The organism is Streptomyces sp. NPDC029956 (assembly GCF_055574655.1).
In genome coordinates, this window is the sequence record NZ_JBVHZJ010000035.1 from 48,818 (window position 1) to 66,055 (window position 17,238).

Below are 17,238 nucleotides of genomic sequence, written 5' to 3' on the forward strand. Positions count from 1 at the left end.
CACCGCCTCGTGCGGCAGCGCGGGAGGGTTCTCGAAGCTCCGATGAGAGTGCATCCCGCCAGGCTGGGCCGCCCACTCGGTCCCGTCGGTTCGAGTGTCCCCTCGGTCCTCTCAGTCCTCGCGGTCGCGCAGGCCGACGCAGTCGAAGGCCCAGAAGGCCTCCGAGTAGACGAAGGTACCCGTCATCCACGGTTCGTGAGCGGACAACCGGGCGACCTGAAAAGCGGGTTCAGGGATCCGCAGCGACGGCGAACGGAAGCCCGCCGCGCCGGCACCCTCGAAGCCGCGCGCGCCGTAGTAGTGCGGCGAACCCTCCAGGAAGACCAACGGCACACCCTGACTCTCGGCCGCCTCGAGGGCATGGGCGACGAGTTGCGTACCGATGCCTTGACGCTGGAACTCCGGGACCACGCCCAGCGGCGAAAGCGACAGGACATCCACGATCCGGCGCGGAGCGTCCAACCGCGTCGCGCTCAGCAGGACATGCCCGACGACCCGGCCGTCGACGACGGCCACGAAGGACATCGGCGCCAACACGGCCTCCGCCACGCGAAGTGCCTCCACGAGCCCGGGGACCCGCTCGCTGTCACCGAAGGCGCGCGTATGGACGTCGCGTACGTCTCGGTGATCGTCAGCGGTCTCCTGCCGGATCACCAGACCGGCACCACCGGGAGCGATCCGGGAGCCGACGGACACATCGTGTGATGTCATGGCCGCGAGGATAGATCGCAAGGCTGCCCCTACGCGAGGCAGTTACGAACGGTCTCGAGGAGGCGGGTCGGCGCCGATCCGATACCGGTGATCGCGGCACGTACTCGGGCCCCGCCCCCCCGACCTCACTTACGTCCGACGCCCGCGTACATCGCAACGTCCGGCATCACGGTCTCGGGCCGCCACGCCGAGCAGGACACCACCCCGGGGTCGAGCAGCTCCAGGCCGTCGAAGTAGCGCGCGACGGCGGCAGGAGTCCGCTGGGTGAGCTTCGGCGTGCCGTGCTCGTTCCAGAAAGCGACCGCCGCGTCGACATCCGCCATGTCGGGGTGCGTGACCGTGTGGGACAGGACGAGGTGGCTGCCGGGCGGCAGTGCGTCCATGAGCCGGCGGACGATCGCGTACGACTCCTCGTCGTCCTCGACGAAGATGACCACTCCGAGCAGCATCAGAGCGACGGGCTGCGAAAGATCGAGCGTCTTCGTCGCGGCGGCCAGAATGGTGTCGACGTCCCGGAGGTCGGCGTCCAGGTAGTCGGTGCGGCCCTCGGGAGTCCCGACCAGGAGGGCACGGGCGTGCGCCAGCACGAGCGGGTCGTTGTCCACGTACACGACACGCGCGTCGGGGGCGACCCGCTGGGCGACCTCGTGCGTGTTGTCGGCGCTCGGCAGCCCCGTGCCGATGTCCAGGAACTGCCGGATGCCCTCGCGCTCGGCCAGGTGCCGCACCGCCCGCCCCAGGAACAGCCGGTCCGCCTTCGCGTACTCCCCGATCCCGGGGTGCAGCTCCCGGATCCGGTCGCCGGCCTCCCGGTCGACCGGGTAATTGTCCTTGCCGCCGGTCCAGTAGTTCCATATCCGGGCGGTGTGCGGCCGGGAGGTGTCGATGCGCGATTCGATGTCGGTCACGCCCTCAACCTATCGCGGCCCTCCGGCAACTCCCTTACGTCGATGGCTCATTGCCCCCACTGTTCACCTTGTGTGGCGTTCACTGCACCGCACCCCACCGCAGAAACGGTCATCCCCTCGGATGCGGGCGGGCGGGCGCCTTGGCGGCGCCCGTGGTTTGATCACCCTGCTTCGGCTGCCGTCCGTCCACGCTGCCGTGCCGTGACGTGTCGGGGGTCCGTGCAACACTGCGGCACATGCGCATGCCCCTCGCCGATATCCGTCTTGACCAGTGGCGGTCGTTCGACCTGTCGACCGCACGCCGGGTCGCCCGCGAGGCCGCGGAGTCGGTCGACGGCCTGGTGACCGCCGTCGAGACCGTCGAGCACCTCGACGCTCCGCTGCATCGTGTCCGGATCGAGCGGAACTCCCAGGAATTCGCGCTGATCCCCGGCGGCACCGTGACGCTCGGATTCGACCTCGACGCCTGGCAGCCGACACCGGCACAGGCCGCCGACTACGCGGAGAGCGTGGACCAGGGCTTCGGTCACGGTCCTGATCTCCAGGCCCATCTCGCCCAAGTGCTCAGCCCCCGTCGGAACGTCACGCTTGCCACCGTGCTCATGGCAGTGGAGGACGAGGGCCTGACCGAACGCCCGGCGGACATGCCGGCCGTGCTCGCGTCTCGCGGCCTGCGCATGCCGAGCTCGGACGAGTGAGAGCACGCCTGTGGCGCCGGCGCCGCGACCCTGTTCCGATGGGGGAACGACTGCCCCCTCGACCGCATCCCGTACGGAGACTCGGACGGGCCGCAGAACCAGCCGAACGCCTTCGGCCTGCGCATCGCCTACGACACCTACCGCACGGAGTTGACCGGCGACGCCACCGCGGTCCACGGCGGGGACGGTGGCGAGTCGGTGTGCGGCGGGTACGGATGCCTTCTCGGATGGCTCCCCCTGGCCACTGCCAACCGCAATCCCTCCATGGCCGAGTTCGTGTACGGCCCGGACGGCGAGGGACTGTGCGAGGACTTCTCCACCCGCCCCGTGCTCCCGCTCTGAGTCCAGGCGCCGGACAGAACGTTGGACAGAGCATCGGTCCGACTGCTCTATCGGACGGGCCCGCACTCATCGACGACCACGGTCGGCTCCGAGAGGAAGACGTCTCGGTCGACGGGACCGTAAGCGATGTTGAACGTATCGAGCCAGTACGACCAACCGCGGATTCCCGCGGCGCTGGTGAACCGGTAGTTCAGCTGCCAGCGGACCCACTGCCCGGGAAGCAGCCGAACCGCCGGCGGCCTGCGTGGCCTGGGAGGCAATCCGTAGAGCGGCTCCACGCGAGCGAGTACGCGGAGTCGATCCCCTTCCTCCCTCAGGCTGACACCGATCTCGCGAAGGTCCTTCTGGCTCGAACGCGGCTCGAAGTCGTCACGCTCGGCCATCACGACGCAGTGGGCGAAGCCAGGGGGCACCTGAGGCAGGGTGAAACCGACGGGTGCCGCGTTCCTGCGCGCAGCGGCCTTCCCGCCCCGGGACTCCTTCGTCCACGACGACTGAATCCACTGCACCGTGATGTCCACCGCGCCTGCCTTTCACCGAGAGCCTACGGCCACCGGCATCCGGGCCGACGACGACGTGAAGATCCCACGATGCGGGGCCGGGCCGCTCGACCGCCGCCCCAGGATGCGGTTCCGGCCGGGACGGGCGAACGGCGACCTCGGCCGACGTATGCCTGCCGGCTGTCCCGCGCGGCGAGGCATTGCCTTGGCAGGGGTGACAGGAGTCGAACCTGCGACATCCGGTTTTGGAGACCGGCGCTCTGGCCATCTGAGCTACACCCCTTCGGTGTGCAGACAGCTTGACACTGAGGTGGATCTCCACGCCACTCGATTGACGGACTCGCGCCCGCCGGCCCCGCGTGATCACGGGAGCCGTCAGACCGACGCGCCCGTCTTGGCGCCGCGAACGTCACCGTCGGCGTTTCGGCCAACCTCCTTATCCCGTGGCCCTGTTGCGGGACACGGGTCGATGCATTCTCCACGCTCCGACACGCGCCGAATCCCGGGATTCCGACAGAGACCGAAAAACACCAGTTCGATATACCGGCAGCGTCGTTGAGCTTCACAACCCGCCCGACGACCGTCCAGGAGGACCCGCCGTTGACCTCGACCGCCAGTAACGACCAGCAGGACACTGCTTCACCGCCCTCAGCACCCCCACCGCCCCCAGCGCCCGCGGAGATCACCTACAGCGGGCAGTACGCCATCAATCCGCTCGCCGAAGTCTCCTTCCGCCGCATGTGCGCGCAGATCCCCGCCGTCCTGGGCCGGATCGCGCGGCTGTCGTGGCGGATCGACAGGCGGGCCGTGCAGCTCCTCCTCGGCTGCCAACTGGTCACGGGCGTCTCGGCCGCCGTGCTGCTGACCTTCACCGCCCGCGCCATGGAGCCCGTCCTCGGGGCAGGCACCGCCGGGGACCGGCTGCGCGGCGCACTGCCTGCTCTGCTGGTGGTGGCGCTCGCCGCCGCGTCGGCTCGTACGGCGGGGGCGGTGGCCGCGTACGCGGAGCGGCGGATCACGCCGCGGCTGACGACGGAGACGGACTCGGCTCTGGTCGAGGCGGTGTGCCGGGTGGAGGCGGTGGCGTACGCGGAGGACGGGTTCTCCGACCGGCGGGAAGCGGCCGAGATGGGTGTGATGCGCACCCACGTGATGGTGACCGACGCGCAGCGGCTCGTGTCCGCGGTGATCCGCATGGTCACCGCCGGGGGTGTGCTGTCGGTGCTCAACCCCCTGATGCTGCCGTTGCTCCTGCTCGCCGTCCTGCCTGCCGGTGTCGGGGCCGTCCTCAGCGCGCGGGTCGACTACGAGATCCACTACGGCAACATCGCCGACCGCAACGTGCGCGGGATGATGCGCTGGTGGGCGACCGAGTCGAAGTACAGCGACGAGGTCCGCGCGAACTCGATGACCGACTATCTCGTCCACTGGTACCGGGCTCTGTCGGACCGGTGTGACCGGCGCACCCTGGCCGCCGCACCTCGGACCCTTCGGATCGGCCTGTCGTCCGCGCTGGCCGGCGGTGTGTTCCTGCTGGCGACGTGGGGTGCTCTGGCGTGGCTGGCGGTGTCCGGCCGGATCGACCTCGCGGTCGCCGCGACGGCCGTCGTCGCCGTACAGACCACGCTCGCCGCACTGTCCCAGGTCGTCATCCACGGCGCCGCGGCCTTCCACACCAGCCTGTATCTGGGTGACATGCAGACCTTCCTCGACGACGCCGCCGCCCGCGCCCCCAAGCGTGGCCCGCACCGGCTCACCGCACCGGTCGACGAGATCCGCCTGGAGGAGGTCGTCTACCAGTACCCGGGCAAGAACAAACCCGCCGTCGACGGCGTCTCCTTGACCCTGCGGCGCGGCCAGATCCTCGCGATCGTCGGGGCCAACGGCTCGGGGAAGTCCACCCTCACCCGTCTGCTCACCGGGATCTACCAGGCGGACAAGGGGGCGGTCACGTGGAACGGCACGGATCTCACCGGTGTGGACCCTGCCACGGTGTGGGCGCACACCGGTCTGGTGCCGCAGATCTTCGCGCAGTGGCCCCTGCGCGTCCGCGAGAACGTGACCCTCGGCCAGCCGCGGACCCACGACGACGTTCCGGTGTGGGAGGCCATCGAAGCGGTCGGTCTGCGTGACGCCGTCGACGATCTCCCCGCGGGCCTGGAGACCCTCCTCGCCCGGGACATCTTCGGCGGGACGGAACTCTCCGGCGGCCAGTGGCAGCGCATCGCGTGCTCCAGGGCGCTGTACCGCCGGCCAGGGCTGCTGATCCTCGACGAGCCCACCTCGCAGATGGACCCGCGCGGTGAGCACCAGATCTTCGAACGGATCAAGGCCATCGCCGCCGACCGCATCACCATCGTGGTCACCCATTGCCTGGAGAACACCAGGATCGCCGATCACATCATCGTGATGGAGCACGGCCGGATCACGGAGCAGGGCCGGTACGACGATCTCGCCCATGGCGGCGGAACCTTCGCCGAGTTGCTGGAACTGTCCCGGGACCGCTGATCGATCGCGCCACCGTCCGTCCTGCCCCCACGGCAGGACGGACGCCGCTCCGGCGAATCCGCGCCCTCCCAGCGAGGCCAGTGGCGCACCCTCGCCGAACGGGCGCCACCCGGCCCGCCCCCATGACCACCGAGTGAGGAGAGCTTCGTATCAGCGGCCGGAGACCTCACGCAGCCACCGCGCATGCTCACGGACGCGCGATGCGTCCTCGGGGAAGTAGCCGGCCCAGTCCCGACGGCGAATCCCTCCTGGCCGGTGGCGTCCTGGCGCCACGCGCCGCCGCCTCGCCGGGACGCACTCCCGTGCGTCCCGGACGGCGGTGCTAGAAGACGACGTCGTACCGGGCCCAGCTCGTCACGTTGGTCTTCGTCCCGGCCTTGAAGGGCGACTTCCAGTTGCCCGTGCCGGGGTAGAAGGTGACGCCGGTGGCGGCCCCGGGGGTGACGGCGGCCATGAGGTCGGCGTGTCCGTCGCCGTTGGCGTCGCCGACGCCGACGAGGTTCAGGAAGCCGCTCCAGCCGCTGCCGACCCGGGTGCGGGCGGCGAAGGTGCCGTCGCCCTTGCCGAGGTACAGCCAGAGGACGCCCTCCTTGTCCCGGGCCAGGATGTCCCCGGCCGGGCCTCCGGCGAGGTTCCCGACGGCGGCGACCTCGTTGTAGACGGCCCAGCCGCCGCCGACCCGCTTGCCGGCGGAGAACGGCGCGGTGGCCTTCCCCGTACCCGGGTAGAGCCACAGCACGCCGGACCTGTCGGTGGCGAGGAGGTCGGGCCGGCCGTCGCCGGTGACGTCGCTGCCGGCCGCGAGCCGGTCGAAGGTCTGCCAGCCGCCACCGATCCGGGTGCGGCCGGAGAGCTGCTTCGAGCGGTTCCCGCTGCCCTGGTAGAGCCACAGGACACCTGCGGTGTCGCGGGCGAGGACGTCGGGGGCGGACGTACCCGCGATGTTCCCCGCCGTCTCCAGACGGTCGTACGCCTGCCAGCCGCCGCCGACCGACGCGAACTCGGTGCCCGTGACAGCGCCGCCCGTCGCGACAGGGCGGCTCCCGAAGGTCCGCAGGAGGCCGCCGGGCTCCCGCCCGAAGAGGTCCACGGTGCCGTCGTCGTCGAAGTCGTGCGGCGCGGGGGGACGGTTCACGGTGAACCGACCGGAGGTGACGAGGTCGGGGCCGATTCCCTCGTCGGGGGAGGCCGTGAGCCGCCACTCGTACGTTCCGCCCCGCGCCGGGCGCGGCGTCTCCGACCCCAGGTCGTGGCCGTCCCAGCGCCAGGAGAGCCTGCGGGCCCCGGTGCCGGCGGGCTCCCATGTTCCGAGGGTCCGGGCGCCGCTGGCGATGTGGGTGAGGGTCAGCGTCGCCCGGACGTCGCCGCGGGAGAGGTCGAACGCGAAGGGGGTGCCGCCCGCGACCTGCGCGCCGGTGAGCGCCGTCGGGACGGTGGAGCCGGTGAGGGTCACATCGGTGGGCTGCCCGGTGGTCGCGACCAGCTCGACGTCGGGCCGCCCGCCGTCGGCGCGCGGCGAGATCCGGTACAGCCCCTCGCCGTGCTCGGCGGAGCCGCCGCGCACCAGCAGCGAGCCGTCGGGACCGGGGACGGCGGAGGAGACCGCGGTGAGGACGACTGCCTTCTCACGCGTCTCGATCGACTGGAGGGTGAAGGGCCGGACCGCAGGGCGGCCCACCGCGCCGGTCATGCCGAGGTGCGCCTTCTGGCCGGACGCGATCCAGCCGCCGACCAGGTGGATCGGGTCGGTCAGCTCGGCGTCCGACGGGATCCAGATCTCCGAGTACGGGGTGCCGCGCCGAAGGGCGAAGACGCCGTGGCCGCCCGGGCTCCGCCCCTCCCGCCAGGCCACGTACGTGGCGGAGACGGCGCCGTCGAAGGCCCACTGGCCCCAACCCGTCGGATACCAGTGGTCGTCGCCGGTGGCGAGGTCGACGAGGATCTTGGCAGGGTTGTCGGCGATGTCGCAGTCGTAGAGCGCGCCACCCCCGGCGGCCCAGCCGCCGTCGCCGTTGTCGCAGTCGATCTGCCCGCCCCCGACGAGCTTCCGGAACACCGGCCTGCCCCCTGCGAGCGTGGCGGCGTCCAGGGTGGTGGCGTACTGCACCCCGTTGCCGTCCTCGTAGCGCTCGACGAGGAGCGTGTCACCGGTCAGGCCCGAGTAGACGTAGTCGCCGAGCGCGTCGAGGTCGATCTCCACCGGGGCCGCGTCCGGCTTCGCCATGTCGTGGACCTTCAGCATCGAGCTGACGGTGAGCAGGCCCCGGTTCCCGGTGACCACGAGGTCGGAGCCGTCGGCGGTAGGCGAGGCGGAGGCGGTCGCGGATGCGCCGGGCAGGACCGTCGAGGCACCGTCGGCGTACCGGGTCCAGCGGAACTGGGGCGTCTCCCCCCGGGTCTGCGACAGGAACCCGCTTCGGCCGGCGCCGACGATCTCGGCGTCGCGCGGGAACGGCACCGCGGTCGCCTGATCGTCCTGCGTGGTGACCGGCGAGGCCGTGGCCGGAAGCGTGGTGAGCGTGCCGCCGGTGGCGGCGAGGACGATGGTGACGGCGGCCGCCGTGAGACGACGGCCGCGCGTGCGCGCATACTGCATGAACGTTTCCCTCCCCTGGAACAAGGGAGGTTACCGGACGGTCCGATTCCGGCCGTGGCCAGGCCGGCGGGCATGTCGGCAGAGGTGCACCCGACGGCGCGGCGGCTCGGCATGTTGCCGCGATGTGGCGAAGTCATGGCGGCCTCGTGGCAGCAGTGCCCGTCGTCAGGTCCGTGCGCCGACGCACGTCTAGCATCCGGGGAACGGCCCCCCGCCGCTACCGGTGCGGGGGCGTACCCGGTCACTGCCAGGGCAGGTTCGTCATGAGCGCATTCCGCACTCTCCCCCTCACCGTCGGCGAAGCCGAGGCTCGGTTGGCCGAGCTGAACGTGGTCGACGTCCGCACGCCGGGCGAGTTCGCGTCGGGCCGTCTGCCCGGCGCCGTCAACGTCCCCCTGGAGCACATCGAGGACCGGGTGACCGCCCTGCGGGACGCCACGACGAGCAGGCCGCTCCTGCTGGTGTGTGCCTCCGGCGTCCGCTCCGAGCAGGCCGTCGCGGCACTCGCCTCCCATGGGGTCGCCGCGGCGAGCCTCACCGGCGGCACCCGGGGATGGGCCTCGGCCGGCCATCCGCTCGAGTACCCGCCGGGGCCCGTACGGAAGGTCTGGGGAATGGAGCGTCAGGTGCGCTTCACCGCAGGGGTCCTGGTCCTGCTCGGCCTGCTTCTCGGACTGCTCGTCCACCCCGCGTTCCAGGTGCTCTCGGCGGGGATCGCCGGGGGCCTGGTGTTCTCGGCGCTCACCGACACGTGCGGCATGGCGGTCGTCCTGGGCCGGCTCCCCTTCAACCGGCGCGGTGCGACACCGCACGGCTGACCTGGGCCGCCGCTTCCCGGGCGGTCACTGCCGTTCGCGTGGGTCCGGATGGTTCGCCGGGTCCGGCGCGTCCGGCAGGTCCGGCGGGTCTGCTTCACGGCGTGCGGGGCCGAACCGGCCGAGCAGCGCGGTGAGGAGCACCGCCGTCAGCGTGCCTGCGACGACACCACTGCCCAGGATCGTGCGGGCCCAGCCGGGGAACCCCGCGTACAGGTCCGGAGTGAGCAGCGGCAGCAGTCCCACGGTGAGCGCGAGCGCGGCGGTCAGCGAGCCCGTTCCGGTGCCGGACAGATCGGCACGGCGGAGCATCTCGACGCCCATGACGGCGATCACGGCGTAGACGACGAGGGCGGAGCCTCCGACGACGGCCTCGGGAATGCCGGCCAACGCCCGGGACACGGGTGTGGCCAGACCGAGGACGACGAGGAGTGCTCCGGCCCCGGCGGTCACGAACCGGCTGCGGACCCCGGTGAGCCGGCCGATGCCGATGTTCTCGGCGCTGGTGACCATGAGGGATGTGCCGAACAGCCCGCCCGCCAGGGAGACGACGGCGTCGGCGCGGGCGACGCGGGGGACATCCCGTGCGGGAGCCGGCGGCCGGCCGACGGTCTCACTGTTGAGCACGGTCTGTCCGGTGATCTCGGCCAGGGTGGTGAGACTGAACACGAGCAGCGGAAGGGCGGCCAGCAGGTCGAACCTGGGTGTCCCGAAGGGCAGGAAGGCGGGCAGCGCGAAGCCGCTGCCGGCCGCGGGAGCGAATGCTCCCAGGCCGGTGGCCACGGCCACTGCGGTGCCCGCCGCCATCCCGATGAGGACGGAGGTCTGGCGCCAGACGCCGCGCAGGAAGACGTACGCGGCGACGGTCGCCGCGACCGTGAGCCCGGCGAGCAGCACCGCGCGGGGCTCGCCCGTGCCGTCCGGGCCGGTGACGAGTCGGGCCGCCACCCGGATCATCGCGATCCCGATGAGCAGCACGGTCACCCCCATGACCAGAGGCGGGAAGAGCCGTACGACACGGGCGTACAGGGGCAGGACGGCCAGGAGCAGCGCAGCCGCCAGGAGGACGGCGCCGGCGGCGGTCGGCGCCCCGTGTTCCTGGGCGATCTGGAGGAACAGCGCCGTCGCGGCGCCGCCGGGCAGCATGACGAACGGAAGGCGGCCGCCGATCCGCCACACGCCGAGGGACTGGAGCAGGGCACCCGTTCCGCACAGCAGCAGGACGGCGCTGAGCAGCGAGGCTGTCGCGCCGGGCGGCATCTTCAGGGTGCCGGCGACGAGGAAGACGGTGGAGACCGGGGCGGCGACCATCGCCAGTACGTGCTGGGCCGACAGGGGTATCAGTCTTCGCCACGGAACCGTCGCGTCGACGGCTGCGACGGCTGCGGTGACTGCGGTGGCTTCGACGGCTTCGACGGCTTCGGTGGACGTAGACGGGGACTTGGGCCTTGGCCTGGACGCCGAGGTGGTCGTCATGCCGTCGCCTCCAGCCACGGGATGTCGGCCGCGGTGTAACGGTAGGCGCGGAAGACGGCGTTGGGCTCGGACGGGAAGAGGCCCCGGACTTCGCTCTCGCCGTAGCCGGCGAAGTGCGGGACGACGTACTCCCAGCACAGGTAGCCGTCCTTGGTCACTTCGAACAGCCGCCCCGAAGGCGAGTCGGTGACGAGCGTGTTGCCGTTCGGCAGGCGCTGCGCCGAGCCCATGAAGGGCGCGAAGAAGAACTCGCGCGCCGGGTCGTGGTACTCCCACGCGATGTCGCCGGTGGCCCGGTCGATCTCGATGACGCGGGAGTAGGGGACGTCGTGTCCGGGCCGGAAGACGCCGTTGTCGAAGACGAGCAGCCTACCGTCGTCCAGCTCGGTGGGGGCGTGTTGCTGGCTGACCGTGCCGGGACGGCTGCGCCAGAGGATCTCGCCGGTGCGACGGCTGATGACGACGACGGCCGAGACGCTGCGCAGGCTGGCCAGGATGTTGCCGTCCCGCAGTGGCGTGACGCTGTTGATCAGGGGCCAGTGCTCGCGGGAATAGCCCTCGTGCAGAGCGAAGGAGGCGCGGTCGAGGTGCTCCGACGCCTTCCAGGACCAGAGGAGTTCGCCGTTCGGGCCGACCTCCTCGATGGTGTCGGCCCAGACGACGTCGCCGTCGGCCTCGGAGCCCGGCACACCGCCCTGTACCGTCGCGGCGCCGGCCCCGGTCAGCGGTTCCAGGGCCGTGTAGAGGATGCGCCCGTCGTCGAGGTGATGGGCGTCGTGGTGCTGGAGGGGGTCACGGTGTTCCCGCAGGACGGTGCCGTCGGGTGCAGCGCGGAGCATGACGCCGCCCCGGTACTTGTGCCACATCGGGAAGAGGGCACGCTCCCCCGGAAGGACGCCGTTGTAGGCAAGGGTGCCGTCGGCGAGCAGGCGGGCGTGGCGGCCGGGGCGGTACGGGAGCTTCCAGCTGTGAACGGTACGGCCGTGGAGATCGATGAGATGGACCTCCCCGGTGCCGGTGAGCGGTGCGTAGAGGGTGTAGCCGTCGGACACGGCCGCCTCGTCCAGGGCGATGAGGCCGACGGGACGACGGCGGCGTGAGTTCTGGTCGACGGAGGGCGCAGAAGGCACGGAGGGCACGTCAGGATCCTCGCTTCAAACTTTCTTTGATGACAGCAACCGACTTTGACGGTAGAACCGTTGTGTGACGTGCGTGTGTCGGGAGTACGAAACCGTCTCCGAGTTCCCTCGTCGCGCCGCGTAAGGTGCCGTCAGGCGCTGTGGAAGGCGCCGTCGACCAGTGAGAACGGCGACTTGGGGCGGGAAAGGGCGGGACGTTCATGGAGGCTGAGCACGCGAACACCCCGCGGGTGGGGGCTGCCGTACGCCGCCGGCGCCGCGCACTGGACCTGACCCTCGCCGACGTGGCGCGGCTCAGCGGGCTCTCCTCCCCGTTCCTCAGCCAGATCGAGAACGACCGGGCTCGCCCGAGCATGCGGTCGCTGCAGCGGATCGCGGACGCCCTCGGCACCACGGCGGTGCAGCTGCTCTCGACCTCGGACGTCACCCGCACGATCGACGTGGTGCGCGCCGACGACGACAGCGGCCTCGACCGGGAGGCCCGCGTCCGGCCGGTGGTACGGGGCCGCCATCAGCTGCACGCGCTCGAGTTCGTCGGCGAGCACGAGGCGGATCGCGAGTTCCGGCACCGCAACGACGAGCTGATGTACGTGGCGGACGGCTCGGTGGAGGTGGAGGCCGACGGCCGGACGCACCGGCTGGGACGCGGGGACACGCTCCTGGTGTCCGGCGGCGTCCGGCACCGCTGGCGCACGATCGAACCGGGCTCGCGGGTCCTCGTGGTCGCGGTCGGCGATCACGTCGACGTCCTGGGGCCGTGACGGGACTCGTCCTCGCATGCGTGACGAGCGCCGAGGCCGCACGTGCCTGCCAAGCCTCGAGACCGCACGTGCGTGACAAGAGCCGAGGCCGCACGCTGGAGAACATGACCTGCCCCGGCCTCCGCCCCACGCCGATACGGGCCCACGCACGAACGGCGCACACGTCACCCGAAGGACACGTCAGCCGAAGGACACCTCAGCCGAGGGACACGTCGTCGGGTCGACGAAAGGAGCACCGCCGCCATGGGTGACCTCCTCCTGATCCGTCACGGCGAGACACAGTGGAGCGCCACCGGGCGCCACACCGGCCGTACCGATCTGCCGCTCACCCCGGACGGCGAGGCGGAGGCACGCACGCTCGCCCCGTTCTTCGAGGGCCGCTCCCTGTCTTTCGTTCTCACCAGTCCCTTGCGGCGCGCCCTGCACACGGCGGAACTCGCCGGACTGCGAGGTGCGGTGACGGACGAGGACCTGTGCGAGTGGGACTACGGCGGGTACGAGGGGCTGACCACGGCCCGTATCCACGAGACCCGGCCCGACTGGTCGCTGTGGGCCGACGGCGTGCCCCCGCACGCCGACGGGCGGCCGGGCGAGTCCGCCGAGGACGTGGGGCGACGGGCCGACCGGGTGCTGGCGCGCGTCGCGCCACTCCTCGCCACCTCGCAGGAGGACGGCGTGGTGGTCGCGCACGCGCATCTGCTGCGCGTCCTCACCGCCCGCTACCTGGGCCTGCCGGCGTCCGAGGGACGACTGTTCCTCCTCACGACGGCGACGGTCGGCCGGTTGTCCACGGAGCATGGGCTGCCGGTGGTGGCGGGCTGGAACCAGCGCCCGCTCCCCCGTGTCCGCACGTGACACGGACGACCGCTCGAGGGCGGGCGACCAGGAAGCCGGGGGTGTCCGGTTCCGTGGACCGCCGTACGGGCATCGCCCCGTAGAGCCGAAGGAGTGCCCATTCCGCCCGCTCCTCCGCCCCGACGACTGGCGGGGCGCCAGGACCAGCGATGCGATGGGGACATGCACGAGCACGAGCGCAGGCACATCACGAACCGGGACGCCGGGCACTGGGCGTCCTGGCCGCCGGTGGCCGGTGCTGCGGTCATGGCCACCGGCATCCTGTCGGTCGGTCTGAGCCTGACCGGCTTCGAGGCGGTCTCCGTCGTGGCACTGTGGCTGGCCACGGCGCTGTGGCTGCTGCTGGCGTGCGGCTTCACGGCGCTGCTCCTGGAGGACCGGCGCCGCTGGGAGGTGACCGCCGACACCCCTCCGGCACTCACTGCGGTTGCTGCCACGACGGTGCTCGGCGTCCGGTTCGAACTCCTCGGCCTCACTCCGGTGGCCGTGTCGCTCCTGGTCGTCGCCGCGGTGGTGTGGCCCTTGATGTTGATCGCCGTCCTCCGGCACCTGCCCCGGCGGGCGCCGGGCGCCGTGTTCCTGATCTGTGTGGCCACCCAAGGGCTCGCGGTCCTGGCTGCCGTCCTCGCGCCGGAGACCGGAGACTGGCTCGCTCGGGTGGCTCTCGGCCTGTTCCTGCTGGGACTCGCCCTGTACGTCGACGCCCTGGCCCGCTTCGACGTACGCCAGGTGGTGACGGGCGCGGGCGACCACTGGATCGCGGGCGGGGCCCTGGCGATCTCGGCGCTCGCCGGATCGAAGCTCCTCGCCTCGGGCGCCTGGTCGGGCGGCGCGGCCACGATGCTGCGGACCACCACGCTCGTCCTGCTGGCGCTCGATCTGGCCTGGTACGCGGTCCTGCTGTGCGGCGAGTTCGCCCGCCCGCGCCTCGGCTACGACGTCCGCCGCTGGGCGACGGTCTTCCCGCTCGGCATGACGGCAGTGGCCTCCTTGTCGGTCTCGGCAGCCGCCGGAGTCGGGTGGCTGGAAACCCTGGGCAGGGTGCTGCTGTGGATCGCCGTCGCCGTATGGCTTCCGACCGCGTACGGCTTCGCCCACTCGCTCAGGGGAAACGCCCGCGACCGCACGTCCCCCACGGCGAGCAACTCCCGACTGCGCAGGGCGCGCCGGTGACAGTGAGGGTGACGGCAACAGCGAAGGCACCGGCGACTGCGGACCGCATACGGATCGTGAGGCCTTTGGCAGTCCATGGCAGGCTCATGCCGCATGATCGATGAATTCGCGAAGGACAACCTGCACGGCAGACTGCGGCGGGACCGCGAGGCGCTGCTCTGGAAGCTCGACGGCTTGTCCGAATACGACGCCCGCCGACCTCTGACAGCGACCGGCACCAACCTCCTCGGCCTCGTCAAACACGTGGCCACCGTCGAGGCCAGGTACTTCGGCGAGGTCTTCGACCGCCCTTCCCCGGAACCGCTGCCCCGGTGGCAGGACTCCGACGGCAGCGATCTGTGGGCGGCCGAGGACGAGACCCGCGATCAGATCATCGCGTTCTACCGGCGCACGGGGGAACACTCGGACGCGACGATCGACGAGCTTCCCCTCGACGCCCCCGGCCACGTGCCGTGGTGGCCGGAGCCTCATGCCGACACGAACCTGTTCGCCATCATGGTCCATGTCCTCGGCGAGACCGTCCGGCACACCGGGCACGCCGACGTCCTGCGCGAGGGCCTCGACGGCCGGACCGGGCTGCGCGCCGAACACGAGAAGCAGATCGACGAGGAAGCCCGTGCGGCGTACCGCACGAAGATCGAACAGGCCGCCGCCAGGTCGTCCGCACCGATCAAGGGTCTCTGACGGCTTCAAGCTGATCGACGCGGACTTCGCGGGGTATGCAGGCGATGAACGGATGCTGGTACTGCGGGAGTTCGACAGTACGAGGTGGGACCTCCGCACCGCGGATGCTGCGGTGGTCGGTGAGATCCGCCGGCACTTCCCGGACGCGGTGCCGACTCCTGAGGACGTTCTGGGCTCGCACTTCCTCGCCTTCCGCCGTGACACGGTTCGCGACGAGCACGCCCTGGCCGTCGGGTCGCACGACCGGACGGCCAGGGCGGGGCGTTTCAGGGAGGGGCGGAGGGCGGGCCACGCGGAGGCGGGCGCGCCGGCACCGACCGCGCAGGACGACTGCTTCCGGTTCAGGGCCTTCGTCGAGCCCCCCTCTTTCCTCCCTGACGCGGCTGCCGCCTCCTTGTCGTGCCCAGGGCCGTCCTGTCCGTTCTCACGAGGTGAGGCGTCGATCAGGCGAAGGGTGCACACTGGTCCTGGAGCCCCGCGGGCTCCCGTTTCTGGCCCCTCCGAGAGACACCTCATGCCCTACGAGACGTCCGAGGAACACGTATCGGGAACGCCGGCCACGGCGTCGTTCCCGGCCGTATCCCGTGATGACGCCCGGTCCGAGCCTCCGGTTCGGCCCTGTCATCGGCAAGGCTCACCTGCACGAACTGCCGACCCGCTCCGCGCTCGGTCCGAGCGTCGTGGGACGTGGCGAATTCTGGAGCGCTGAGGAGTTCCGGGACGAACCATCCGGGCGGCGCGAGGAGGACACATGGCAACGTCACAGGGCTCCGAACCCCGTGCCGCACCGGAGGACAGGGCCGGCGGGGCGCCGCCCGCTCCCGCGGTCGACCCGGCGGACCAGCTGGCGCGTCTCGGCCGTTCATGGGTATGGCTCCTCGGCGCCGCGATGGCGACGCTCATCCCGGGCATCCTGGCGCTCGTGTGGCCGGATGTCACCCTGCACGTCCTGGGCGTGCTCATCGGGGTGTACTTGTTGCTGACCGGCGCCTTCAGGTTCGTGGCCGTGTTCGGGAGCAGCAGCGACCGCCTGCCCAGCCTGATCGTGTCCGTCCTGTGCGTCCTGGGCGGGGTGCTGTGTCTGAGGAACCCGCTCCAGACGATCGCCGCGCTCTCGCTGATCATCGGCGCCGTCTGGCTGGTGTCCGGCATCATGACGCTCTACACGGCCATCGCCATGAAGAACATGCCGCACCGCGGCATCGTCATGGCCGTCGCGGCCCTCGGCATCGTCGCGGGCATCGTCGTGCTGGCGCTGCCGACGGAGTCCGCCCGGGCCCTGACCAGGCTGCTCGGACTGTGGCTCGTCCTCCTCGGCCTGGCCGAGACGGCCGTCGCGCTGGCGTGGCGGTCGGCACTGCGCAGGGCCGGCGTCACGGGCAGCGAATCGTCGGGGCCGGCGCTCTGACAACCCCGGGGCCGAGACGCAGCCTCACGCCCGAGCCTTCGGAGTGGGGCTCTCTCACCCGCCACGCGGAGGGCCCGAGGTACGCCACGGCATGCCGGGCGGCCGCGGAAACGGAGGAATCATGTACCTCGCCTACGACTACCCGCTGCTCAACGTCTTCTGGACCATGCTCTGGTTCTTCCTCTGGGTCCTGTGGTTCATCCTGCTGTTCCGGATCATCACCGACATCTTCCGCGACAAGGACATGAACGGATGGGCCAAAGCGGGTTGGCTCGTCTTCGTCATCCTGCTGCCCTTCCTCGGTGTCCTCGTGTACGTGATCGCCCGAGGCAAGCACATGGGGCGCCGTGAGATCGCCCAGGCCCGTGACCAGCAGCGAGAATTCGACGCCTACATTCGCGAGACCGCGGCCGGTGCCGGCCGGCCCAGCAGCGCCGACGAGCTGGCCAGGCTCGCCGAACTCCGCGACCGCGGACACATCACCGACGAGGAGTTCGGCCGGGCGAAGGCGCTGGTCCTGACCGACGACCGGCCTGCCGCGAGCCCTGCATCCGGCGCTCCTCCCACCCCCGACGTTCCCCCCACTCCTGAGGTGCCTCCCACCACTGACGTGCCTCCCACTCCCGGGCGCTGACCGCGCCCGACGATTCGACCGAGAAGCGAG

The 17,238-nt window shown here is 71.3% G+C and carries 14 protein-coding genes, 1 tRNA gene and 1 pseudogene; 9 read left to right on the top strand and 7 right to left on the bottom strand.

Features of this window, described 5'->3' with window-relative positions; all coding sequences use genetic code 11:
• Window positions 1-111 precede the first annotated feature (111 nt).
• Window positions 112-654: a GNAT family N-acetyltransferase gene (locus ACZ4XX_RS25655; protein ID WP_468510248.1), complete on the bottom strand. Its 543-nt coding sequence runs from the start codon at window positions 652-654 to the stop codon at window positions 112-114.
• A gap of 182 nt (window positions 655-836) precedes the next feature.
• Complete coding sequence (locus ACZ4XX_RS25660) at window positions 837-1,619, bottom strand: SAM-dependent methyltransferase (RefSeq protein WP_468510216.1); 783 nt, start codon at window positions 1,617-1,619, stop codon at window positions 837-839.
• Between the two features lie 242 nt (window positions 1,620-1,861).
• Here ACZ4XX_RS25660 and ACZ4XX_RS25665 point away from each other — a divergent pair.
• Window positions 1,862-2,659: pseudogene (locus tag ACZ4XX_RS25665) on the top strand (hypothetical protein).
• Window positions 2,660-2,706: 47 nt separating this feature from the next.
• Here ACZ4XX_RS25665 and ACZ4XX_RS25670 read toward each other — a convergent pair.
• Window positions 2,707-3,180 (bottom strand): hypothetical protein, encoded by a 474-nt coding sequence (locus ACZ4XX_RS25670; RefSeq protein WP_468510217.1) that lies wholly within the window; start codon window positions 3,178-3,180, stop codon window positions 2,707-2,709.
• A 185-nt stretch (window positions 3,181-3,365) separates the two neighbouring features.
• Window positions 3,366-3,442, bottom strand: a tRNA-Trp gene (locus ACZ4XX_RS25675).
• A gap of 455 nt (window positions 3,443-3,897) precedes the next feature.
• Between ACZ4XX_RS25675 and ACZ4XX_RS25680 the strand changes: the two genes are divergently transcribed.
• Window positions 3,898-5,667, top strand: coding sequence for an ATP-binding cassette domain-containing protein (locus tag ACZ4XX_RS25680; RefSeq protein ID WP_468510249.1), 1,770 nt, complete (start codon window positions 3,898-3,900; stop codon window positions 5,665-5,667).
• A gap of 322 nt (window positions 5,668-5,989) precedes the next feature.
• Here ACZ4XX_RS25680 and ACZ4XX_RS25685 read toward each other — a convergent pair whose 3' ends face one another.
• Entirely contained in the window at window positions 5,990-8,263 is a 2,274-nt protein-coding gene (locus ACZ4XX_RS25685; protein ID WP_468510218.1) for an FG-GAP repeat domain-containing protein, read from the bottom strand.
• 263 nt (window positions 8,264-8,526) lie between these two features.
• Between ACZ4XX_RS25685 and ACZ4XX_RS25690 the strand changes: the two genes are divergently transcribed.
• A complete protein-coding gene (locus ACZ4XX_RS25690) occupies window positions 8,527-9,081 on the top strand; it encodes a rhodanese-like domain-containing protein (protein ID WP_468510219.1) in 555 nt (184 codons plus the stop codon).
• Window positions 9,082-9,105: 24 nt separating this feature from the next.
• On the opposite strand, the gene ACZ4XX_RS25695 is transcribed toward ACZ4XX_RS25690, so the two are convergent.
• Together ACZ4XX_RS25695 and ACZ4XX_RS25700 are read right to left on the bottom strand one after the other, a co-directional pair.
• On the bottom strand, window positions 9,106-10,554 hold the full coding sequence (locus ACZ4XX_RS25695) for a uracil-xanthine permease family protein (RefSeq protein ID WP_468510220.1): 1,449 nt from the start codon (window positions 10,552-10,554) through the stop codon (window positions 9,106-9,108).
• Window positions 10,551-11,684, bottom strand: a complete 1,134-nt coding sequence (locus ACZ4XX_RS25700) for an aryl-sulfate sulfotransferase (protein ID WP_468510221.1) — start codon at window positions 11,682-11,684, stop codon at window positions 10,551-10,553. The genes ACZ4XX_RS25695 and ACZ4XX_RS25700 overlap by 4 nt, the downstream gene beginning before the upstream one ends.
• A gap of 209 nt (window positions 11,685-11,893) precedes the next feature.
• Between ACZ4XX_RS25700 and ACZ4XX_RS25705 the strand changes: the two genes are divergently transcribed.
• From ACZ4XX_RS25705 to ACZ4XX_RS25730, 6 genes are all read left to right on the top strand, one after another.
• Window positions 11,894-12,454: a helix-turn-helix domain-containing protein gene (locus ACZ4XX_RS25705; RefSeq protein ID WP_468510222.1), complete on the top strand. Its 561-nt coding sequence runs from the start codon at window positions 11,894-11,896 to the stop codon at window positions 12,452-12,454.
• Window positions 12,455-12,697: 243 nt separating this feature from the next.
• Complete coding sequence (locus tag ACZ4XX_RS25710; protein WP_468510223.1) at window positions 12,698-13,309, top strand: histidine phosphatase family protein; 612 nt, start codon at window positions 12,698-12,700, stop codon at window positions 13,307-13,309.
• Between the two features lie 162 nt (window positions 13,310-13,471).
• Window positions 13,472-14,482, top strand: coding sequence for a tellurite resistance/C4-dicarboxylate transporter family protein (locus ACZ4XX_RS25715; RefSeq protein WP_468510224.1), 1,011 nt, complete (start codon window positions 13,472-13,474; stop codon window positions 14,480-14,482).
• A gap of 93 nt (window positions 14,483-14,575) precedes the next feature.
• Window positions 14,576-15,166 (top strand): DinB family protein, encoded by a 591-nt coding sequence (locus tag ACZ4XX_RS25720; protein WP_468510225.1) that lies wholly within the window; start codon window positions 14,576-14,578, stop codon window positions 15,164-15,166.
• A gap of 751 nt (window positions 15,167-15,917) precedes the next feature.
• The gene (locus tag ACZ4XX_RS25725) at window positions 15,918-16,574 is read left to right on the top strand and encodes an HdeD family acid-resistance protein (RefSeq protein WP_468510226.1); all 657 of its coding nucleotides are present in this window, start codon (window positions 15,918-15,920) and stop codon (window positions 16,572-16,574) included.
• A gap of 121 nt (window positions 16,575-16,695) precedes the next feature.
• The gene (locus ACZ4XX_RS25730; protein ID WP_468510227.1) at window positions 16,696-17,208 is read left to right on the top strand and encodes an SHOCT domain-containing protein; all 513 of its coding nucleotides are present in this window, start codon (window positions 16,696-16,698) and stop codon (window positions 17,206-17,208) included.
• The last annotated feature ends 30 nt before the right edge of the window (window positions 17,209-17,238 follow it).

Excerpts from the sequence above, each read along its gene's own strand:
- ACZ4XX_RS25680 (WP_468510249.1), top strand. The coding sequence starts at position 3,898 with ATGTGCGCGCAGATCCCCGCCGTCCTGGGCCGGATCGCGCGGCTGTCG.
- ACZ4XX_RS25685 (WP_468510218.1), bottom strand. The coding sequence starts at position 8,263 with ATGCAGTATGCGCGCACGCGCGGCCGTCGTCTCACGGCGGCCGCCGTC.
- ACZ4XX_RS25690 (WP_468510219.1), top strand. The coding sequence starts at position 8,527 with ATGAGCGCATTCCGCACTCTCCCCCTCACCGTCGGCGAAGCCGAGGCT.
- ACZ4XX_RS25695 (WP_468510220.1), bottom strand. The coding sequence starts at position 10,554 with ATGACGACCACCTCGGCGTCCAGGCCAAGGCCCAAGTCCCCGTCTACG.
- ACZ4XX_RS25705 (WP_468510222.1), top strand. The coding sequence starts at position 11,894 with ATGGAGGCTGAGCACGCGAACACCCCGCGGGTGGGGGCTGCCGTACGC.
- ACZ4XX_RS25710 (WP_468510223.1), top strand. The coding sequence starts at position 12,698 with ATGGGTGACCTCCTCCTGATCCGTCACGGCGAGACACAGTGGAGCGCC.
- ACZ4XX_RS25715 (WP_468510224.1), top strand. The coding sequence starts at position 13,472 with ATGCACGAGCACGAGCGCAGGCACATCACGAACCGGGACGCCGGGCAC.
- ACZ4XX_RS25720 (WP_468510225.1), top strand. The coding sequence starts at position 14,576 with ATGATCGATGAATTCGCGAAGGACAACCTGCACGGCAGACTGCGGCGG.
- ACZ4XX_RS25725 (WP_468510226.1), top strand. The coding sequence starts at position 15,918 with ATGGCAACGTCACAGGGCTCCGAACCCCGTGCCGCACCGGAGGACAGG.
- ACZ4XX_RS25730 (WP_468510227.1), top strand. The coding sequence starts at position 16,696 with ATGTACCTCGCCTACGACTACCCGCTGCTCAACGTCTTCTGGACCATG.